16 protein-coding genes are annotated in these 17,918 nt (G+C 40.9%); 5 read left to right on the top strand and 11 right to left on the bottom strand.

All coding sequences use genetic code 11. The features are described 5' to 3' along the window. Positions 1–5 precede the first annotated feature (5 nt). Positions 6–773, bottom strand: coding sequence for a ribonuclease HII (locus tag I2H52_RS03095; RefSeq protein WP_195594163.1), 768 nt, complete (start codon positions 771–773; stop codon positions 6–8). Further along, positions 760–1,611, bottom strand: coding sequence for a ribosome biogenesis GTPase YlqF (gene ylqF / locus I2H52_RS03090; RefSeq protein WP_084938618.1), 852 nt, complete (start codon positions 1,609–1,611; stop codon positions 760–762). Before ylqF ends, I2H52_RS03095 begins: the two co-directional genes overlap by 14 nt. Before the next feature lie 211 nt (positions 1,612–1,822). Between ylqF and mazE the strand changes: the two genes are divergently transcribed. Together mazE and I2H52_RS03080 are read left to right on the top strand one after the other, a co-directional pair. Continuing rightward, entirely contained in the window at positions 1,823–2,038 is a 216-nt protein-coding gene (mazE, locus tag I2H52_RS03085) for a type II toxin-antitoxin system PemI/MazE family antitoxin (protein WP_045617137.1), read from the top strand. Beyond that, positions 2,022–2,378, top strand: a complete 357-nt coding sequence (locus tag I2H52_RS03080; RefSeq protein WP_045617136.1) for a type II toxin-antitoxin system PemK/MazF family toxin — start codon at positions 2,022–2,024, stop codon at positions 2,376–2,378. Before mazE ends, I2H52_RS03080 begins: the two co-directional genes overlap by 17 nt. Positions 2,379–2,411: 33 nt before the next feature. On the opposite strand, the gene I2H52_RS03075 is transcribed toward I2H52_RS03080, so the two are convergent. The 5 genes from I2H52_RS03075 to I2H52_RS03055 all read right to left on the bottom strand — a co-directional run bounded on the left by I2H52_RS03075 (position 2,412) and on the right by I2H52_RS03055 (position 11,665). Beyond that, the gene (locus tag I2H52_RS03075; RefSeq protein ID WP_045617134.1) at positions 2,412–3,590 is read right to left on the bottom strand and encodes a hypothetical protein; all 1,179 of its coding nucleotides are present in this window, start codon (positions 3,588–3,590) and stop codon (positions 2,412–2,414) included. Positions 3,591–3,759: 169 nt separating this feature from the next. Next, positions 3,760–7,413, bottom strand: a complete 3,654-nt coding sequence (gene addA / locus I2H52_RS03070; RefSeq protein WP_195594160.1) for a helicase-exonuclease AddAB subunit AddA — start codon at positions 7,411–7,413, stop codon at positions 3,760–3,762. Further along, a complete protein-coding gene (gene rexB / locus I2H52_RS03065) occupies positions 7,410–10,685 on the bottom strand; it encodes an ATP-dependent nuclease subunit B (RefSeq protein ID WP_195594157.1) in 3,276 nt (1,091 codons plus the stop codon). The genes addA and rexB overlap by 4 nt, the downstream gene beginning before the upstream one ends. Positions 10,686–10,791: 106 nt before the next feature. Next, a complete protein-coding gene (locus I2H52_RS03060; RefSeq protein ID WP_001138492.1) occupies positions 10,792–11,211 on the bottom strand; it encodes an EVE domain-containing protein in 420 nt (139 codons plus the stop codon). After that, complete coding sequence (locus I2H52_RS03055) at positions 11,204–11,665, bottom strand: MarR family winged helix-turn-helix transcriptional regulator (RefSeq protein ID WP_195594155.1); 462 nt, start codon at positions 11,663–11,665, stop codon at positions 11,204–11,206. Before I2H52_RS03055 ends, I2H52_RS03060 begins: the two co-directional genes overlap by 8 nt. A gap of 146 nt (positions 11,666–11,811) precedes the next feature. Here I2H52_RS03055 and I2H52_RS03050 point away from each other — a divergent pair, with 146 nt between their 5' ends. From I2H52_RS03050 to I2H52_RS03040, 3 genes are all read left to right on the top strand, one after another. Further along, entirely contained in the window at positions 11,812–12,621 is an 810-nt protein-coding gene (locus I2H52_RS03050; protein WP_195594153.1) for a Cof-type HAD-IIB family hydrolase, read from the top strand. A gap of 140 nt (positions 12,622–12,761) precedes the next feature. After that, a complete protein-coding gene (locus I2H52_RS03045) occupies positions 12,762–13,670 on the top strand; it encodes an ATP-binding cassette domain-containing protein (protein ID WP_195594151.1) in 909 nt (302 codons plus the stop codon). A gap of 10 nt (positions 13,671–13,680) precedes the next feature. Continuing rightward, the gene (locus I2H52_RS03040; protein ID WP_125398023.1) at positions 13,681–14,433 is read left to right on the top strand and encodes an ABC transporter permease; all 753 of its coding nucleotides are present in this window, start codon (positions 13,681–13,683) and stop codon (positions 14,431–14,433) included. A gap of 39 nt (positions 14,434–14,472) precedes the next feature. Here I2H52_RS03040 and I2H52_RS03035 read toward each other — a convergent pair whose 3' ends face one another. From I2H52_RS03035 to aguB, 4 genes are all read right to left on the bottom strand, one after another. Beyond that, entirely contained in the window at positions 14,473–15,351 is an 879-nt protein-coding gene (locus I2H52_RS03035) for a sensor histidine kinase (RefSeq protein WP_195594149.1), read from the bottom strand. Then, a complete protein-coding gene (locus I2H52_RS03030) occupies positions 15,351–16,049 on the bottom strand; it encodes a response regulator transcription factor (RefSeq protein WP_195594147.1) in 699 nt (232 codons plus the stop codon). The genes I2H52_RS03035 and I2H52_RS03030 overlap by 1 nt, the downstream gene beginning before the upstream one ends. A gap of 106 nt (positions 16,050–16,155) precedes the next feature. Further along, positions 16,156–16,893 (bottom strand): TraX family protein, encoded by a 738-nt coding sequence (locus I2H52_RS03025; protein WP_084945199.1) that lies wholly within the window; start codon positions 16,891–16,893, stop codon positions 16,156–16,158. 144 nt (positions 16,894–17,037) lie between these two features. Further along, positions 17,038–17,913 carry an N-carbamoylputrescine amidase gene (gene aguB, locus I2H52_RS03020; RefSeq protein ID WP_044020792.1) on the bottom strand — a complete coding sequence of 292 codons (876 nt, stop codon included), beginning with the start codon at positions 17,911–17,913 and terminating at the stop codon, positions 17,038–17,040. Positions 17,914–17,918: the final 5 nt, after the last annotated feature.

Genomic DNA, 17,918 nt, shown 5'->3' with positions numbered 1-17,918 from the left:
CTTTCTTAGTTGAAACCAGTGTTTTTGACTGGTTCAAAACTGGTTCGGTGAATTGGGGTGACACCTAGTTTTTCCAGTCCTTCTAGATGTTTAGCTGTCCCGTATCCTGCATTAGCTGTAAAATCATATCCAGAATATTGCTGATCATATTCCTTCATCAATTCATCCCGTGTCACCTTGGCCACTATAGATGCAGCTGCGATCGAGAGGGAGTTAGCATCTCCTTTGATAATGGAGGTTTGTGAAATTGGTAACTCCAGTTTCATGGCATCTATCAAGAGGTGCTCGGGTTGGGGACTGAGCTGGGAGATTGCTTCCTTCATGGCCAGTTTGGTCGCTTCATAGATATTGACTTGGTCAATGATGTGATTATCCATGATACCAATACCGATTGCCAAGGCTTGGTCTTGAACGGCTTGATAAATTTCCAGATGTTTCTTTTTAGGGATCTTCTTGCTGTCGTTGAGGCCTCTAATCTTACAATTTTTTGGCAAGATAACGGCTGCAGCGACTACAGGTCCAGCAAGAGGACCACGGCCGACCTCGTCAACGCCTGCTATTAAGCTTAATCCTTGTTTATAAAGTTCTTTTTCATAGGAAAGCATGGATTCCAGGCGAAGGTCTTCATCCAGTTCAGCCTGAATAGCTTTTTTACGCTTGCTGATTTCCTTTTGAACTCCAGAACGAGGATCTTTTTCGAATTCCAGAAAAAGAGGATTGTCTAATTCTTTAACAGTGGCAAGAAGTCCTTTGATTTCTTTAATCGTCGTCATCGATGTCGTCCAATGTATCTAAGGTATAGTTACCAAGTTTGCCATCGCGTACTTCCTTGACGAAGAGGCTGTAAAAGCGGTCGTAGTCGTCTCGGAAGCCAAGGGCACGTGTCATATCCATGATGATAACAGGAGCTTCTTCTTCAATTTTTATTTGTTTGAAGCGTTCAGCTAGCTTTTCTGGATAGTGTTTTTTGAAATAATTGAGACCAAAAATGGTCACCTCATCCATAGGAAGCAACTGGTCTTTAATTGCCCCTGTTAGGGCTAGTTTCAAAGCGACGGTTTCGTCTTCGAACTTAGGCCAAAGAATCCCTGGTGTGTCTAGGATTTCAAGGTCTTTATTGGTTTTGAGCCATTGTTGCCCCTTGGTAACACCTGGTTTGTTGCCGACAACTGCGATTTTCTTACCAGCCAAGCGGTTCATGAGAGTTGATTTACCAGCGTTTGGAATCCCGATAATCATGGTCCGCAAGGTTTCGATTTTGATACCGCGCTCTTTCTGGCGTGCAATCTTATCAGCCATGAGCTTTTTAGCAGCATCCGTCACAACTTTTACAGTTACTTGTTCTTTGGAGTTGATAGCCAAAGTCTGGATTCCCCGTGATTCAAAATATTGACGCCATTCTTTGGTCATTGCGGGGTCAGCAAGGTCTGCCTTGTTCAAAATTAAGAGTTTTGGTTTATCACCCACAATCTTGTTTAACATAGGATTTTGACTAGATAGAGGTAAGCGAGCATCCACCAAAATCGTCACAAAATCAACAAATTTTAAATTCTCCTGAACTTGTCGCCGAGCCTTAGACATGTGGCCCGGAAACCATTGAATTGTAGCCATAAATTTCCCTTTCCGACTGAAAAACGTAGTAAAAACGTTTTCTTTCCTACCATCTATTCTATCATAAATTAGGAACTTTTGCACAGGCTTGGACCACAATAAATGACAAATAGTAATCGTGTGAAACATCCTTGATACCAGTAAGGATTGACTTGACTTTTTTTGATGATAGGTATATACTTAGTGTATACATTTTTCTGGAGGTAGAGCAATGAATACAGTAAAGACTCGGAAGGTAGGGAATTCTCTCACTGTGACCATTCCTAAAAATTTGGGTATGACAGAAGGTCAAGAAATGGTTGTCTATAAAGGGATTGACGGAGTCATTGTCTTAGCTCCAAAACTGAAAGATCCTTTTGATGGGATTACTAATTTGAGAATGACAAATGATTTTGAAGGGGTAAGGTCACTTGATAGCGAAATCTGAGTATATTCCTGAAAAGCAGGATATCATTTGGCTGGACTTTGATCCATCAGTCGGTCGAGAAATCCAGAAACGGCGACCTGCTTTGGTAGTTTCTAGGAGAGAATATGCCTTGCAAACTGGTTTTGTAGCTGTCTGCCCTATCACTCATGGCCAACAACGTTTGGCAGAAAAAGGCTTGCTCGTTCCTGTCTCGTCGGACAAGGTAGATGGCGCTGTCAATCCATTTCAATTGTATACCTTTGATTTTCGGATGCGTAATGCTCGAAAAATAACAAGAATGGACACACAATGTTTTCAGAAAGTCGTCCAACTTTACCAGTACATCTTTGGAGATACATAAATCCTACCATGCATAGACAAGGTAGGATTTTTTCTATATGAGTAACCTATTTAAGAACGGGTGAAGGCAATTAAAGAGAATTCCTCTAATCCAGCTTTCTTGTGCAGATGATAGATGTTCTACCTGAAGGCATTCTTTTAGAAAATCGCGGACTTGTTCTGGTGCAATTTCAAACTCAAAGGCTTTCATCTTGTAGAAAAAGTCGATGAGATACTCAGATAAGTAATCATCTGAAAAGGGTACTTCTCCACTTTTTCGATATTCTAATAAGAGCCTAGCAAATCTAGATTTTTCTTCAGGAAGCGCACGAAAATAAGAATTGAGAAGCCAGGTCTGCTTCTGCTTTCTTTCAATTGGATCCTGACTGGCAATGCGTTGGGCTTTTTCCAGCTCTTTTTGGTTTTGCTTTGCCTTGATGGCCCGCTCTTCTCTATTTTTACCAAAAAGAATTTTTTCCCATTTTCGTTCTTCTGGTGTGAGAGTTTCTGTAAAGCCAAAGTAATCTTGATAGGCGCGTTCAGCGGGTCCCATGGCTAGAATGAGATTGTCAGCGTATTGCTTGGCGATTTTGTCTCTTTTCTTACGTTCTTTCTCTGCCTGAATCCGTAAATGCTGCTCGTAGTCTATTTTCTCCTTACCTAGCTTGATAAGGTATAGGTGGTCATCAGACTTACCAAGTAAAAAAGGTCTGATACACTTTTCAAGGACTTCTTCCAGACGAGCCTTCTTTTTTGGCTCTGCCTTGGTCCAACTTCCTCCTTGAAAGACTTCTAGGAAAAGCTGGTAATCTTTCTCAGGTGCAAATTGATTGCCACGATTGGCTTTGAAAACACCTTTTTCCCAAAACCATTTTAGAAGTTTTTCGTCAAAATCGCTTTTATTGACCTTGATTTTTTCCTTTTTCTTGACTTTTCTAGTCAGATTTTCAAGCTTTCTGAGAAGTTTCTCTTCCTCTTCCAGTTGTTGGTCAAGGCTTAATCGATGAAAATGGCGAACACAGTCACTTCCGATAGGAAAGAGACGTTGACCTGTGACATTGTTAAAGAGTTCGTAAGCGTACTTAATGGCATTTCCGCAGATACAGTTACTGCGCCCAATACCATTAAAAATCAAGGAAACTTCATTCCATTCCTTGGTAGCTTGATCCCAAGTATTTGCTTGCGAAGCCTGTAACACGGTATTGTACAGGGATTTTCTAACTGGAAGTGTCATGAGGTCTCCTTTCTAATACTCAATGAAAATCAAAGTGCAAACTAGGAAGCTAGCCGCAGGTTGCTCAAAGCACTGCTTTGAGGTTGTAGATAAGACTGACGAAGTCAATCACATATATAATCCAAGGTGAAGCTGACGTGGTTTGAATTTTATTTTCGAAGAGTATGAATTATACTTTTACAACTTGAACCTCATCTTTTCCAAGCAAGATCAAGTATTTTTCAATATTTTCAATCGAATAGGCTCGAGATAAAGCCTCTCCATATAGGACTAACTGACCGCGATAGCGGTCTATGAGTTGACTTGGTTCATCGTAACGGTCTGTCTTATAGTCGAAAAGAACGATACGATCCCCATAAAGCAGATAGCCATCCAAGATCCCACGAACAACGAAGTCTTCCTGACTCTTTTGGTCTCGTTTAAGCATGGAGAAAGGTTGCTCGCGGTAAAGATGGCTGGTATTAGCGAGAATTTCCTGACCAAGTGCTGTGTCAAAGAAAGCAAGGATTTTAGAAAGATTGATCTTGTTTCTAACAGTTGGACTAGTCTGAACTTGTTTGAGAGTTTCTGTCAGGCTAGCAAGCGTTGGTTGCTGACTAAGGTCAATTCTCTGCATGAGTTCATGAGTGGCACTACCAACCTCAGCTCCAGTTACCTTTTCTTTAGTTGAAAAATCTGGTAAATCAAAGCTGATTTGCTTCTCAGTTGATTGAGTTTGGTTAGTAATTTCTACCCCTTCCATATCCATAACCGGTTCATAGAATTTCTTGATTTGGCTTGGAGTTTGGACACTAGGAAGTTCAATAGCCGCACGGTGAAGAGTGTTATAGACTTCTACTTCTTTTAGCATTTCAAGGGCTTCTTTGATGGTCTCTGACTGACGGTTGCTTGCTTGAGAACTATCTTGTAGAGGACTCTTGTTTTCCAACTCTCCAATAGCTTCTCTGGTCAGCTGGTCTTCACCAACAAAGCGATAGCTAAAGTTGAGATGATCTTTGGAAAATACTTTAGTGATAGCCCAGATCCAATCTTGAAAATTCTTGGCTTGAAGTCTGGTATTTTTATCTAGTTTTCCGTTTTCAGATTCTGGATATTCCTTGGCTCCCAGCTTTTCACGAGAGCCCTTACCGACAAGATAGAGCTTTTTCTCAGCCCGTGTCATGGCAACATACAGGAGACGCATCTGCTCTGAAAAGCTAGCCAGTTGCAGTTCTTCTTCATTCTGCCTATAAGTAAGGCTAGGAATGGAGAGTTTAATAGTTTTAGGATAGTGAGCTTCTACTGCTCCTGTTTCCACCTTGGCAATGTATTTGACACCAAGCCCATTCTGACGACTGAGAATAACATCAGACATTGAGTCTTGCTTATTGAAGTCCTGATCCATGTTGAGGATAAAGACGTAAGGAAACTCCAGCCCTTTACTCTTGTGGATAGTCATGAGCTCTACTGCATCTTTTGGCGGTGCGACGGCCACGCTTGCAAGATCGTGCTGGGCTTCTAAAACTTGGTCAATCATACGAATAAAACGAGACAAGCCCTTGAAATTACTCTTTTCAAACTGGTCTGCTCTCAAAGCTAAAGCATAGAGGTTAGCTTGTCTAGCAGGACCGTTAGGCAAAGCTCCGACATAATCATAGTAAAAACGATCGTTATATATCTTCCAAATCAAGTCATAAAGGGAGTGGGTTTTGGCATACAAGCGCCAAGAATCCAAAATATCCATGAATTGATTTAGTTTCTCCTCTAAAGCTTTGTGAATTAACTCTTTCTGCTCAGTTGCTTGTTTTTGAGCATGAAGCAGTTTCTCATAAAGATTCTCTTGGACTTTATCAGCTGCTTTCTGAAGGGACAAACGTGCTAACTCGTCTTCATCGAAGCTAAACATTGGAGACTTCATAAGGGCAACCAAGGCATAGTCTTGCAGAGGATTGTGGATGACACGAAGAGTGTCTAGCATGACTTGCACTTCTAGGGATTGGAGGTAATTGTTCTGCTCACCGTCGGTTTTGACAGGAATTCCATACTCTGACAGAGCGAGGAGTATCTGGTCATTACGACTGCGACTGGAAGTCAAAAGAGCAATTTCCTTAAAGGCTACACAATTCTCTTGATGAAGTTTCAAGATTTCCTTGATGACTAAGCGCATTTCACCTGTTAGTTTCGTGTCTGCATCACTTTCTTCTCCCTCTTGCCCACTATCGTCCTTGTCGTAGAGGAGAAATTCTGCCTTGTTGTCAGGATTGGGAGTTAGTTTGGTATTAGCAAAAACAAGCTGGTGCATGCTATCGTAGTTGATTTCACCAACCTCTTGGTCCATAAGGCGTCCAAAAACATCATTGGTTGCTGATAGCACTTCTGAACTGCTACGGAAATTTTCCTTGAGGAGTATCAACTTACCCTCTTTAGGATTTTGCGCATAGCGTTGAAATTTTTCATTGAAAATTTGGGGATCTGCCTGACGGAAACGGTAGATAGACTGCTTGATATCTCCCACCATAAAGCGATTGTGACCATTAGACAGCAATTCCAGCATCCGTTCTTGAATGTGGTTGGTATCCTGATACTCATCGACCATGACTTCGTGGAATCGTTCCTGATAAGCCTCGCGGACTTGTGGGAAATTCTCTAAAATCTCAATGGTGTAATGACTAATATCAGCGAATTCAAAGGCATTTTCCTGGCGTTTACGTTCACGATAAGTCTCTACAAAATCACTCATAAAGGTTTGGAAGGTTTTAGCTAGCTCCCAAGTATCTTCATGATAATGTTCTTGGTAGTCGAGAATCGTTATCTGGTCCGCCAGTTGTCCTAGTTTAGCAAACTGGGTCTTTCTCTCTTCGTTGTAGGCATCAACAAGTGGCTTTAAATCGGCCTTACGACTGGAGTTAGCCAGAGCTCGACCATTTTTCTCCTTAGAGATGGCAACAACACGCGCAAGCACTGCTTGATAAGCCTGACTATCGGACTCTTGATTTAAGGAGCCAATTTCATCCAGAACCTGTTGAACAGCTTCTAAATAGGCAGCTTTTGGGAACTCCTTGGCATCATTATCCAGATGATAACGGAAGAAACTTTCCAAGTCCCAAAGCGCCTGCTTGATTTGCTCAGTTAGTTTCTCTTTTTCATTTGCAAAGTCAGCTTCTTCAAATCCTTTGAGGAAAGAGTTGCTCAACCATTTTTGTGGACTGCTGGTGGATTGGAGGAAATCATAGATTTTGTAGACTTGTTGGCGCAGACCTCGTTCATCCTTGCCTCGTCCAGCAAAGTTCTTCACCAAGCGACTAAATTTCTCTTTATTCTCACCTTGGTAATGGTCTTCAAAAACTTGATGAAAAACTTCGTTTTTTAAGAGTAACTGTTCGCTTTCATTTTGTAGAATACGAAAATTCGGAGCGATATCAATCAGATAGCCATGTTTGCCGAGAAACTTTTGTGTGAAGGAGTCCATGGTTCCGATGGCCGCGTTTGGCAGATCTGCCAACTGGCGTCCCAAGTGTTGTTTGAGATCGACATCATCGGTTTCTTGGATTTGTTGGCTGATTTTCTTCTCCAAACGTTCCTTAAGTTCGCTAGCAGCCTTGACGGTAAAGGTCGAGATAAAGAGTTGACTGATTTCTACACCACGGGCTAATTGGTCCAGAATGCGCTCTGCCATGACAAAGGTTTTCCCCGAACCAGCAGACGCTGAAACTAGGATATTATGACCTGCAGTATAAATGGATTCGATTTGCTCGGCGGTTTTCTTCAGTTCCTTGCTCGAATTCGCTTCTGCTTCTTGCAATTTTTGAATCTCTTCCTCAGTTAAAAAGGAAATGGGCTTCATCGATTCAACTCCTCTCTTATTTTTTCAAACCAAGCTTGCTTGAGTTTTTCTCCGACCAGACGCTTGCCGTCAGCTAAGTCCAACTTTTCTAGGAAACGGGCTTGTCCCAAGTGGTAATTAGCTTCAAATCCAGTGATGGCTTGGTGTTGCTGAACGTACGGGGCAATACTTCTGCCGTTCTCTGTGTATGGATTAATGGCAAACTGGCCTTGTAAAATCTTTTCAGCAGCCTTCTTGTAAAGATGGGCATTGTAGTCCAATAAGAGCTGGAATTCCTCGTCTGTCAACTGATTGGCCTTGTTTTTGTTGTAAAATTCGCCCAAGTGACTGCTTTCTTTCTCTAAAAAGAGTCCTTGGTATTTCATTGATTTGCTGGCTTCTACTACTGCTCCTGCCAGACTTTTAACAGCTAATAAAGATTGGACAGGCTCAGCCATTTCCAAGTACATAGCGCCGAAAAAGTTCTGCTCCCCTTCTCTTTTTAGGGCAGCAAGATAGGTTGGCAATTGGGAATTAAGGCCATTAAAGAAATTCGGAAACTGGAACTGAGTTAAACTAGACTTGTAGTCTACCACTCCTAACGCTCCATCAGCTTTCAGGCGGTCAATGCGGTCAACCTTGCCTCGCACATGGACACTGCGACCATTATCCAATTGAATAAAGGCTTGATCCTTGCCACCAAATGTTGCCTCCTCTTGGATGGTTTCAATGGCTGGATTATGACGAAGGATGTGACCAGTTGTCCGAGCCACATCAAGCAGAACTTCCTTGGTAAACTGGGCTTCCAAACTTTCCTGATAAATAGCCTCAAATTCGCGTTCTTGGCTGGTTTCTTGAATAGCTTGTTCCAAGCGTTGGTCAAATGGATTTTCATCAGGTAGTTTCAAGGCACGTTCAAAAATACGGTGCAAAAAATTCCCATGACTGCGAGCATCAGGACGAAGGCGCAATTCTTCCTGCAAACCTAAGACATAACGGAGGAAATAACTGTATTCATTGCGGTAAAACTCCGTCAAACCAGAGGTAGACAGGTAAAACTCCTTGTCAGCTGGATAAAGTGCCTGCAAGGTCTCTTTCTCTAATGGCTTGCTACTTGGACTAGTTGGGAGTGCTGGATTTGTAAGACCTTTTTGATCTAGTTTTTTCCCCATGACACGAGCCAAAACCTTGACAAAGGTGACATCTTTTTCATTTTCACTTGAACCCGCCTGCTGATGATAGGCAACCAGACTAGATAAAAGACTGTGATAAGAACCCATATCATCCTTAGACAGACCTTTTTGATGAATCTTCTTCTCTATCCGGCTAAATCCAAGACTCACCAGTTCCTGAAGATAGGCCGATTCCTTACTCTCATTTTCATTGAGAAGACTTGGAGCTGATAACACCAACTGCTTGCGGGCAGCATTAACTAAGGAAAGCATAGTATAGCGATTTTTCTTGAGATTTTCACTACTTGCAATCAGTAATTGCGCTCCCTCTTCAGTCGCTTGGTTTAGGCTTTGTCTTTCTTCGTCTGTTAACAGACTGGTGTTTTGCGCAATTTTTGGTAAATGATCCTGAGTCAGCCCAATGGCGTAGACAAAGTCAGCAGTCAGAGGTGCAATCAGATCGTAACTCTGCACCAGAACGGTGTCCACAGTTGCTGGAATGGTGCGATACTGGGACAAACTCATCCCAGAATGGAGCAAGGCTAGGAAATCCTCTAGACTAACCTGTGTACCAGCGAAAACGGTCGCAAATTGTTCTAAAACATGGCAGAAGGCTTTCCAAACTTCGGCTTGTCTTTCCTGTTCTAGAGTTTCCATAGTAGCTGTCAATTCTTGCATCTGCTTGCTTAAAGTAGCATTTTTTAGAAAAGCACTCCACTTTTGCAAAAGATTTTCAGCCTTCTGTTTCCGACTGGCAAATAAGGTTTCAAGAGGAGCCAAAACTCGCAAACGAAGGGCATTCAAGCGTTCCAAATCAAATTTTCCATGGTGGGATTTGGTAAAGGTCTGCTGAAAAGCTGGCAAGCCATTGATGCCAAGATAGCGGAGATATTGTTCAAAAGCATCAATATCAGCCTGACTAAGGTCAGTATACAGACCAGTTCTGAGGAGATTAATCAAATCCTCCTGACGGAAACGGTAGCGTTTCAAACGTAAAATAGATTCGACATACTGAGTCAAAGGGTGGTGAGCCATAGATTCACTTCTACCAAGATAAAATGGAATCTGGTACTGGTCAAAAATAGTCTTTAAGGACAACTGATAAGAAGCCACATCTCCTAACAGAATACGAAAATGCTTGTAACTCAAGTCTGGATTGTCATGTAATTTCTGACGGATGCTACGCGCCACTAACTCCAACTCTTCCTTTTGCGTCAAGCAAGACCAGATTTGCAGATTCTCACGGTCCTTGTCATCGACTTCCAAAGTGAGTTCTGAAAAGTCATAAGAAGACTCCAGTAAACGAGAGGCCTTGTCAAAACTATCTATTTTCTCATGAGTCTGAGAACGGTCTTGAGTAGGCGTTTGGTATTTAGCAGCTAAATGATGGAGAAATTCTACACTGGCTTGGTAGAGATTGCCTTCAGCGAACGGACTGATATAGGCTTTCTTGCTTGCATAAGCACCAATGACAATCTCGACACCTTTTCGATGAAGCAGATCCACTACACGCTCTTCCTCGGCGGAAAAACGGGTAAATCCGTCAATGACCAATGCAATCTGACTGAAATCACTACTTACCTTATCATTCTCAATAGCCTCAATCAAATGGGATAACTGACTTCCCTGAGCCAACTGACCTTGATTGAGATAGGCAGTCACTTGCTCAAAAATCAAGAGTAAATCTGCTCGTTTATTCTCATCAGTCAAACTTTCCAAGTCTAAAAAGTTCATCTGAGCAGTCGTCATCTCATGATAAAGTTCAATCAACTGCTGGATAAATTGAGGATCTTGTTTAATAGCACCATAAACACGCAAGTCCTTGGGATCGAGTTCCGCAAGGCACTTATAAAAGGCCATCCCAAGGCCGATGTCATCAAGACTGGTCTTTGTAGGTAAGTCATTTAAAACCAGGTAACGAGCCATTTGAGCAAAGCGCGTGACGGTAATCGCAAAAGAAGCCTGCTGGGACAAGCATTCCAGCACGGCGCGTTCCTTTTCAAAAGAAAGAGAGTTGGGAGCAATGTAGAAAACCCGCTTACCAGCAGCAACCAGTTCTTCTGCCTCTCTGGTTAGAATTTCAGTCAAAGAAGTCCGAATATCAGTATACAGTAATTTCATCTCAGCCTCGTTTGCTTTATCAAAGTTTCTTACTCTATTATAGCAAAGTTCGCTTCACAGTCCAAATCCAAAATTCTAGTTGACAATCATTTAATTAGCAAATCAATCATCCTTCATCATCCACTTTCATATGCTGAAAGATATAGAGAAAAAAGTCTTTGGAAACTTCAAAATGCCCATAACGAAGTCGAGAAGTATAGTCTTTCCATTCAGGATGTTGTCTGGCTATTTCTATGGAGCAATCTTTGACTGGCTGATAATACTCGACATTTCGTCTAAAGGGAAAGAATCCTTCAAATTGCTCTACTTGATAGGCCTTGTCGTCTATAATTTTACCTACGGCCACAAAAGCCTGTAACTTATCTTGACCATTCATATCGTATTTTGGGCTATAGTATAAAAGATAGTCACCTTTTTTCATACGATTTAAGGGGCCACCCTTTCCATGACAGACCTGGCAAAAATTCCCTTCAACTCCTCTTAAAACATGGTTCTTCGAAACAACTCCTACCCAATATCTAGGCATTTTTATCCTCCAACTCTACTAAAAAGCGATTAAAAACTTCTCTATCGTTAGATAGTTTTTCAAAAAATTCTTCATCAACACCTTCTACTAAAGGTAAAGCTTGATTGACCTTCTCCGCGCCAGACTTCGTTACTGAGACCAGTTTTGCCCGACTATCCTTTGGATGTTGATCACGTTTAATGTAGTTTTTCTTCTCCAGTAACCGGACAATCTGAGAAACCGTCATGACATCCATACCAGTGAACCGAGCAATATCAACTTGTGTCACATATTTCTCTCTATTAGTCAGAAACAAGAGCGAAGTCAAAACGATAAATTGAGGCAGAGTAAGACCAACCGATTTCAAAACTCTTTTTAAGTTGCTTTCCCATTTGTTGTAGACTTTGATGAACAGAAGACCTGTAGACTCTGTTTCATCATTTTTGTAAATTGAATTAAAGTGATACTTTGACATTTTTTCTCCTTAAATATTAAGTATACATATTATATAAGAATTTATTTTCTTTTTCAAGAAAAGGAAAGTCAAATGTTACTATTCTGTCAGACATTTCATAGTCTATATGCTATAATAAAAGCAAAACACATAGAAAAGGAAGTCTTATGATTAAACTACTAGCCTTGGATATGGACGGAACCCTCCTTAACGAAGCCAAGGAAATCCCTCAAGCCCACATTACTGCCATTCACCAAGCCATTGAAAAAGGTGTCAAATTGGTTCTCTGTACAGGTCGCCCGCTTTTCGGTGTCCTCCCCTACTATAAAAAACTAGGACTTGACCTCCAGAACGAGTACGTCATAGTCAATAACGGTTGTTCAACCCACCAGACCAGTGACTGGAGTCTAGTGGACTGGCAAGAACTCAGTCCAGCTGACATCGAATACCTCTATGACCTAGCAGAAAAAAGCGACGTCCAGTTAACTCTTTTTGATGAGAAACATTATTTTGTCCTCGGTGGTAAGCCTAATGAAATTGTTCAAAATGATGCCAAGCTCGTCTTTTCAGACCTGACTGAAATCTCCCTTGAGGACGCGACTAGTGGCAAGTATCGGATGTTCCAAGGCATGTTTTTAGGAACAAAAGAGCAAACAGACGATTTTGAGCAGCGGTTTGCTGAGGAACTCTGTCAACGATTTAGCGGTGTTCGTTCGCAGCCTGTCATTTATGAAGCCATGCCACTTGGAACGACAAAGGCTACTGCTCTTTCTCGACTAGCAGAGATTTTGAAGATCGAGCCCTCAGAGATTATGGCCATGGGCGATGCCAATAACGATATCGAAATGCTTCAGTTTGCAGGACTGGGCATTGCAATGGGAAATGCCAGTGACCATGTCAAATCCCTTGCTAATGACGTTACAGCCAGCAACGAAGAAGACGGCGTTGCGCGTGCGATTGAGAAGTATATTTTATAATTGAGAAGCCCAGTTCATATCAACTGGGTTTGGTTTTTTTAGAATCACAAAACTTTAGAAACTCTTTAGAAACACTTGAGCTTTCTTTGATTTCTATAGCTTATACTAAAGTTAGAAAAATAAATTAAAAGGAGAAAATCATGAAAACAGTACTCGAAATTCATGGACTGACCAAACAATTTGGCCAACAAGCTATTCTTCAAGATCTTAGTCTAACCATAAAAGAGGGAGATATTTATGGACTAATCGGAAAAAACGGAGCTGGTAAAACTACTCTTATTAAAATCATTACACAATTATTGTTTGCGGACAAAGGTACAGTTTCCCTCTTTTCTAGCAAAGAACAAAATGAGTGGACCAAAGCTTTATCTCGAGTGGGTTCTGTTATCGAATCACCTGTAGCCCATAATCACTTAACAGCCTATCAAAATCTGAAATATTATTGTATGATTCGTCATATCCCAAATGCTGATAAGGTGATTCATGAGACTTTGGACTATGTTGGCTTGTCAGATACAGGGAAAAAAGTCTTTCGTGATTTCTCACTAGGAATGAAACAAAGGCTTGGCATCGCCATTGCCCTCCTATCCAAACCTGACTTCCTTATTCTTGATGAACCTATTAATGGTCTCGACCCAATTGGAATCAAAGAATTTCGTCTCATGATCCAGCGGCTCAATCAAGAAAAAGGCATAACCATCCTCATCTCTAGCCATATCTTGTCAGAACTCTATCTCTTAGCTAATCGCTTTGGTATTCTGGATCAAGGTAAGATTATCCGTGAAATCAGTAAAGCTGAGTTTGAAACACTGAGTGAGGATTATATCGTGCTTAGAACAAGCGATAAAGAAAGAGCTTGTCAGGTATTGAAAGAACAAATCAAGCTCCAGTTTAAGGTTGTAAACCCTGAAAATGAAATCCATATCTTTGGTAATGAACAAGATGTCAAACAGATTCTCAAGCAACTAACTTTGTCCGATGTTGCTATTGATGAGATTTACTTTGCCCGTCAAAACCTAGAAGAATACTTCACCCAATTGGTAGAATAGGAGAAAAATCATGATACATACCATTCAAGCAGATTTTTACCGTCTTTTCCGTTCCAAAGGTTTTTGGATTACAGAATTTATTCTCTTTGTACTGATGTTACTGGGGGCTATTTTTGGGGCCACTGGTCATCTGATGGCAATCCAGACAGAAAAACCAGAAATTCCAACCCAAGGTTGGAACGGTGTGCAAGCACTTATTAACGCATCTAGTCAGGCTTCAAACCTCGTTTTTCTCTGCATCATCCTAGTCTGCCTCGTTCTTGGAGTTGATTTAATCGGTAAACTCTATAAAAATAATTTAACAGTGGGTGTTTCTCGTACCGAGTTTTTCCTTGCCAAAGCCTTTGTATTGACTTGTATTGCACTTTTTCAAGTCATCATCTGTCTTGTGATTGCTTTTATTCCAGCAACTATCTTAAATGGATTTGGAACCATGCCTGATGGCTTTATTGGAAATCTGTTGATAACCATTTTCCTTCAATTTCTTTGCCTCCTTGCTTGGCTTTCCATTGTTTCCTTTATTCTCTATGTTAGTCATTCTTATGTTGCGGTATTTATTGGTTATTTTGTCAGCTCTATTTTACTTTCTATGCCAATGCTCATTTTCCCAAATGTCAAAATTTTACCATATTTATCACTGCAATTTGTCTATGCTATGACTGCTAATAGTGAGTCAATTTTCTACACACTTATAGTTAGCTTAGCTGTTATTGTAATTTTTAATCTAAGTGGACTGACAGTTTTCAAAAAGAAAAGTCTATAAAAAAGGACCTCCTCTAGGATATAGAGGAGGTTTCTTCTGTTAAAGATAGATAAAGACCGAAAACCATTCTCCATCAGTGGCTAGCTTCATTTCCGCTCCAAGAAGATGAACCAATTCCTCAGTAATATAGAGACCTAAACCAGAGGATTCTTCAGTATCCGACATATTTTCAGAATAAAAACGATTACTGAGATTGTCTATATTCTTGATAGATTTTTTGACAAGATTATCAATTTCCAAAACAAGCCTATTGTCTTCCTTTTTCAAAGAAAGTCGAGCCTTCTCCTTGCCGTGCTTGAGAACATTTCCAAGGAGGTTTTGTATAATTCGATCAAGCAAATCCTCATCAGTCGTCGTTTTCAATCCTGGTTCAACATTAAAATCAAGAACAATCTGTGAAGATTGAAAAACGTCGTAATAAGCTAAAGTCTTTTTCGTTATAAAAGTTGATAAATCAAGTTCTTCCAGTTTCGGTTTGACTGCTCCTTCCATCAAATGACGGTATTCGAGGAGGGCCTCCAACCGTTTGGAAACCAAATCCTGATGATGGGCTATTTTATTTAAGGTTTCTGAACTATTATCGGGGTGTTTTATTAGTTGCTGAGTATATCCTGAAGCGATTGTCAAAGGTGTCCGAATATCATGAGCGATGTTACTGATTGCCATATCTAGAGTGTGTTTTTCACGCTTCATGATTAGCTGATTTTGCTCCACTTCTTGAAATAGATTCTCAATTTGGTTATGTAGACGCAAAATGGTCTTTGAAAAGAAATTTACACCGATCCTCTTCATGCTACCAGAGCGAATCTTTTCTTCGATTTGTCTGCTTAAATCTTTAATTGCTATATGATAGCGAATCAAAGAAATCGCCAAAATAATGTTAGTAAGGAGTAATATTGATATCAAAATGTAATTCATTATTTGTCTCCTTTTAATCGAACACCAACTCCCCAAATGGTTTCGATGTACTCGTGATTTGGATCCAGTTGATGCAGTTTTTTACGGAGATTGCTTAGATGGGTGTTGAGCGTATTGTCTCCAGGCAGGTAACTTTCTTCCCAAATCAATTCATAGAGTTCTTCTTTGGTGAAGATCTTTTTAGGATGCTGGAGCAACATTTGGAGAATCTGACACTCTTTCTTTGCAAGGTGAATGGTTTCAGTTGCGTTACTTATTTCAAAACTATCCGCATCAAACTGGATATTTTTAAAGCTTTGTACGAGGTTATCAATTTCTCTTCGATCTTCTGACTGATGTTCACCACTTTGGCGTAATTGCACAGTGACTCTGGCAAAGACTTCGTCCAAATCAAAAGGTTTTACTACATAATCATTGGCACCATCTAGGAGATATTGGCTGATGAGCTTTTTATCACCCAAAGCAGTGAGCATGATGACCGGAGTCTGACTCGTTTGTCGAATAGCTTGCAAGACTTGGTCACCATTTTTCCCAGGTAGCATGATATCTAGCAAGACGAGATCGATGCCACCTTTGTCAAATTGCATGATACCTTCTGTCCCAGAAAATGCTTGAATCACCTCGTGTTCCTCTGTAAGAAGGGTTCTTAAAATTTCCTGGATTTCATTATTATCTTCAACTACAAGTATGTTCGCCATAAACCTCGTCCTTTCTAAAACTATTATAACATGTTTTGTTAGGAATTCCAGATACAGAAAAGCTCCTCTCACATTTTAAGCAAGAAGGAGCTAATGAATATTGAATCTACTTAAGCAAATAAGCAATCAAGGTTATAATCCATAGATGAGCTGGATAGAAAATATAAAAGAAATATTTACTCCAGACGGTTTCCTTTCCTCGCTGTCCATTATACAAGGCCATAAAAGGAAAGACGGTGACAAAGAGCCAGTCAGAATTGAAAAGCATCATTTCCAGTGTTTGGTGCCAAGTGTCGTAAATTTGGATGGAAGTCACTAACAGAAAGGCCCAGAGAAAAGCATAAAGGAGATTTCGCAAGCCCTTGCGATTTCGACAAGAGTAACTAATCAAGAGAAATGGTAGCATGGTGATACCACCCTCGGTAAAAAGACAACCGAAAATCAAGAGACCAGCAACCCCAATCCGACGCCACAACTTCTCTTTTTTATCCAGCTCTTTTCTGGGAAAACCAAGCCAAAGCATGGTGACACCAATTGCCAAAGTAAAGAAAATATTATTAGTAACCATTACACCCTTAGAGGTAAACAGAGTATTGAGAAGGCTATTTCCAGCAAACATGATCAGCGCCCAACTCCAGAGACGGATGAGGTAGTTTTTCAAGTTTCGAGTATAGATAAAACCTTCCATAGCCATATACGCAAACCAAACTCCCACACAACGGGTCAAGGCGTGGAAGATACCTTCCCACAGAGGAGAAACGATCCCGGTGATATGAGGGATATGGTCCAGAACCATTACTGCCGCCATCAGATACTTCAACTGCGTCGCATTCCATTTTTTCATAATAAACCTCTTTCTTTTTGATTTACATAGAGTATAGCATACATTTCCACGTATAATCGTACACCCATCTTACATTTAAAAAGCCTATCTTACATTTTTGTAAGACAGGCGTGAATATCAAAAATTTATTATGAAAGTTACCTTCTAGTCGGTAATCCGTTGATACATTTCTGGTCTTCTATCTCGAAATAGTCCCCAGTTGAGGCGTTCACTTGCTCCCTTATCCAGGTCATAAGTTGCTAACAGAACAGCTTCCCCTTGTCTTTCAGCTCTCTCTAGAATAGCTCCTGTTTCATCCGTCATAAAGGAGGAACCGTAGAAGTCAAGACTGGAACTCTGTCCACCATTTTCCTCACTAGGAGTGACTTCTTCCAAGCCATAGCGATTGGCTGCAATAACTGGGACAATATTTGCTGCTGCGTGCCCTTGCATGGTACGTTGCCAGTGACCACAACTGTCTGTATCCAAAATTGGCTCTGAACCAATAGCTGTTGGGTAAAAGAGCAATTCTGCCCCATTCAACGCAAGACAGCGCGCCGTTTCAGGAAACCATTGATCCCAACAGATGCCAATCCCAATCTTAGCATAGCGAGTATCCCAGACCTTGAAACCAGTGTTACCAGGCGTAAAGTAAAATTTTTCTTGATAATAATGATCATCTGGTATGTGGGTCTTCCGATAGACGCCCAGCACTTCTCCATCAGCATCAATGACGGCGATTGAGTTATACAAGACATTGCCATCTTTTTCATAGAAACTGATCGGTAGAACAACCTGTAGTTCCTTAGCAATTACTTTAAAATGCTGAATGGCTGTATTTTCTGTCACCGACTGGGCATACTGGTAGTAGTCATACTGGCGTTCCTGACAGAAATAGGGACGTTCAAACAACTCGGGTAAGAGAATGATTTGTGCGCCTTGTTCTGTAGCTTGACGTACTAAACGCTCTGCTGTTTGGATATTTGTTGCCACATCCTTGGCACATTGCATCTGGATCGCTGCAACTCTAACATTTCTCATCTTTT

The organism is Streptococcus oralis (genome assembly GCF_015561235.1).
Classification (GTDB): Bacteria; Bacillota; Bacilli; order Lactobacillales; family Streptococcaceae; genus Streptococcus; species Streptococcus oralis_BK.
This window is presented reverse-complemented; position numbering and strand designations above follow the sequence as displayed.

Coding starts and splice junctions, on each gene's coding strand:
- I2H52_RS03045 (WP_195594151.1), top strand. CDS start 12,762: ATGAAAACAGTACTCGAAATTCATGGACTGACCAAACAATTTGGCCAA.
- I2H52_RS03040 (WP_125398023.1), top strand. CDS start 13,681: ATGATACATACCATTCAAGCAGATTTTTACCGTCTTTTCCGTTCCAAA.
- I2H52_RS03030 (WP_195594147.1), bottom strand. CDS start 16,049: ATGGCGAACATACTTGTAGTTGAAGATAATAATGAAATCCAGGAAATT.
- I2H52_RS03055 (WP_195594155.1), bottom strand. CDS start 11,665: ATGTCAAAGTATCACTTTAATTCAATTTACAAAAATGATGAAACAGAG.
- I2H52_RS03050 (WP_195594153.1), top strand. CDS start 11,812: ATGATTAAACTACTAGCCTTGGATATGGACGGAACCCTCCTTAACGAA.
- ylqF (WP_084938618.1), bottom strand. CDS start 1,611: ATGGCTACAATTCAATGGTTTCCGGGCCACATGTCTAAGGCTCGGCGA.
- rexB (WP_195594157.1), bottom strand. CDS start 10,685: ATGAAATTACTGTATACTGATATTCGGACTTCTTTGACTGAAATTCTA.
- I2H52_RS03060 (WP_001138492.1), bottom strand. CDS start 11,211: ATGCCTAGATATTGGGTAGGAGTTGTTTCGAAGAACCATGTTTTAAGA.
- aguB (WP_044020792.1), bottom strand. CDS start 17,913: ATGAGAAATGTTAGAGTTGCAGCGATCCAGATGCAATGTGCCAAGGAT.
- I2H52_RS03035 (WP_195594149.1), bottom strand. CDS start 15,351: ATGAATTACATTTTGATATCAATATTACTCCTTACTAACATTATTTTG.
- I2H52_RS03025 (WP_084945199.1), bottom strand. CDS start 16,893: ATGAAAAAATGGAATGCGACGCAGTTGAAGTATCTGATGGCGGCAGTA.
- addA (WP_195594160.1), bottom strand. CDS start 7,413: ATGAAGCCCATTTCCTTTTTAACTGAGGAAGAGATTCAAAAATTGCAA.
- mazE (WP_045617137.1), top strand. CDS start 1,823: ATGAATACAGTAAAGACTCGGAAGGTAGGGAATTCTCTCACTGTGACC.
- I2H52_RS03075 (WP_045617134.1), bottom strand. CDS start 3,590: ATGACACTTCCAGTTAGAAAATCCCTGTACAATACCGTGTTACAGGCT.
- I2H52_RS03095 (WP_195594163.1), bottom strand. CDS start 773: ATGACGACGATTAAAGAAATCAAAGGACTTCTTGCCACTGTTAAAGAA.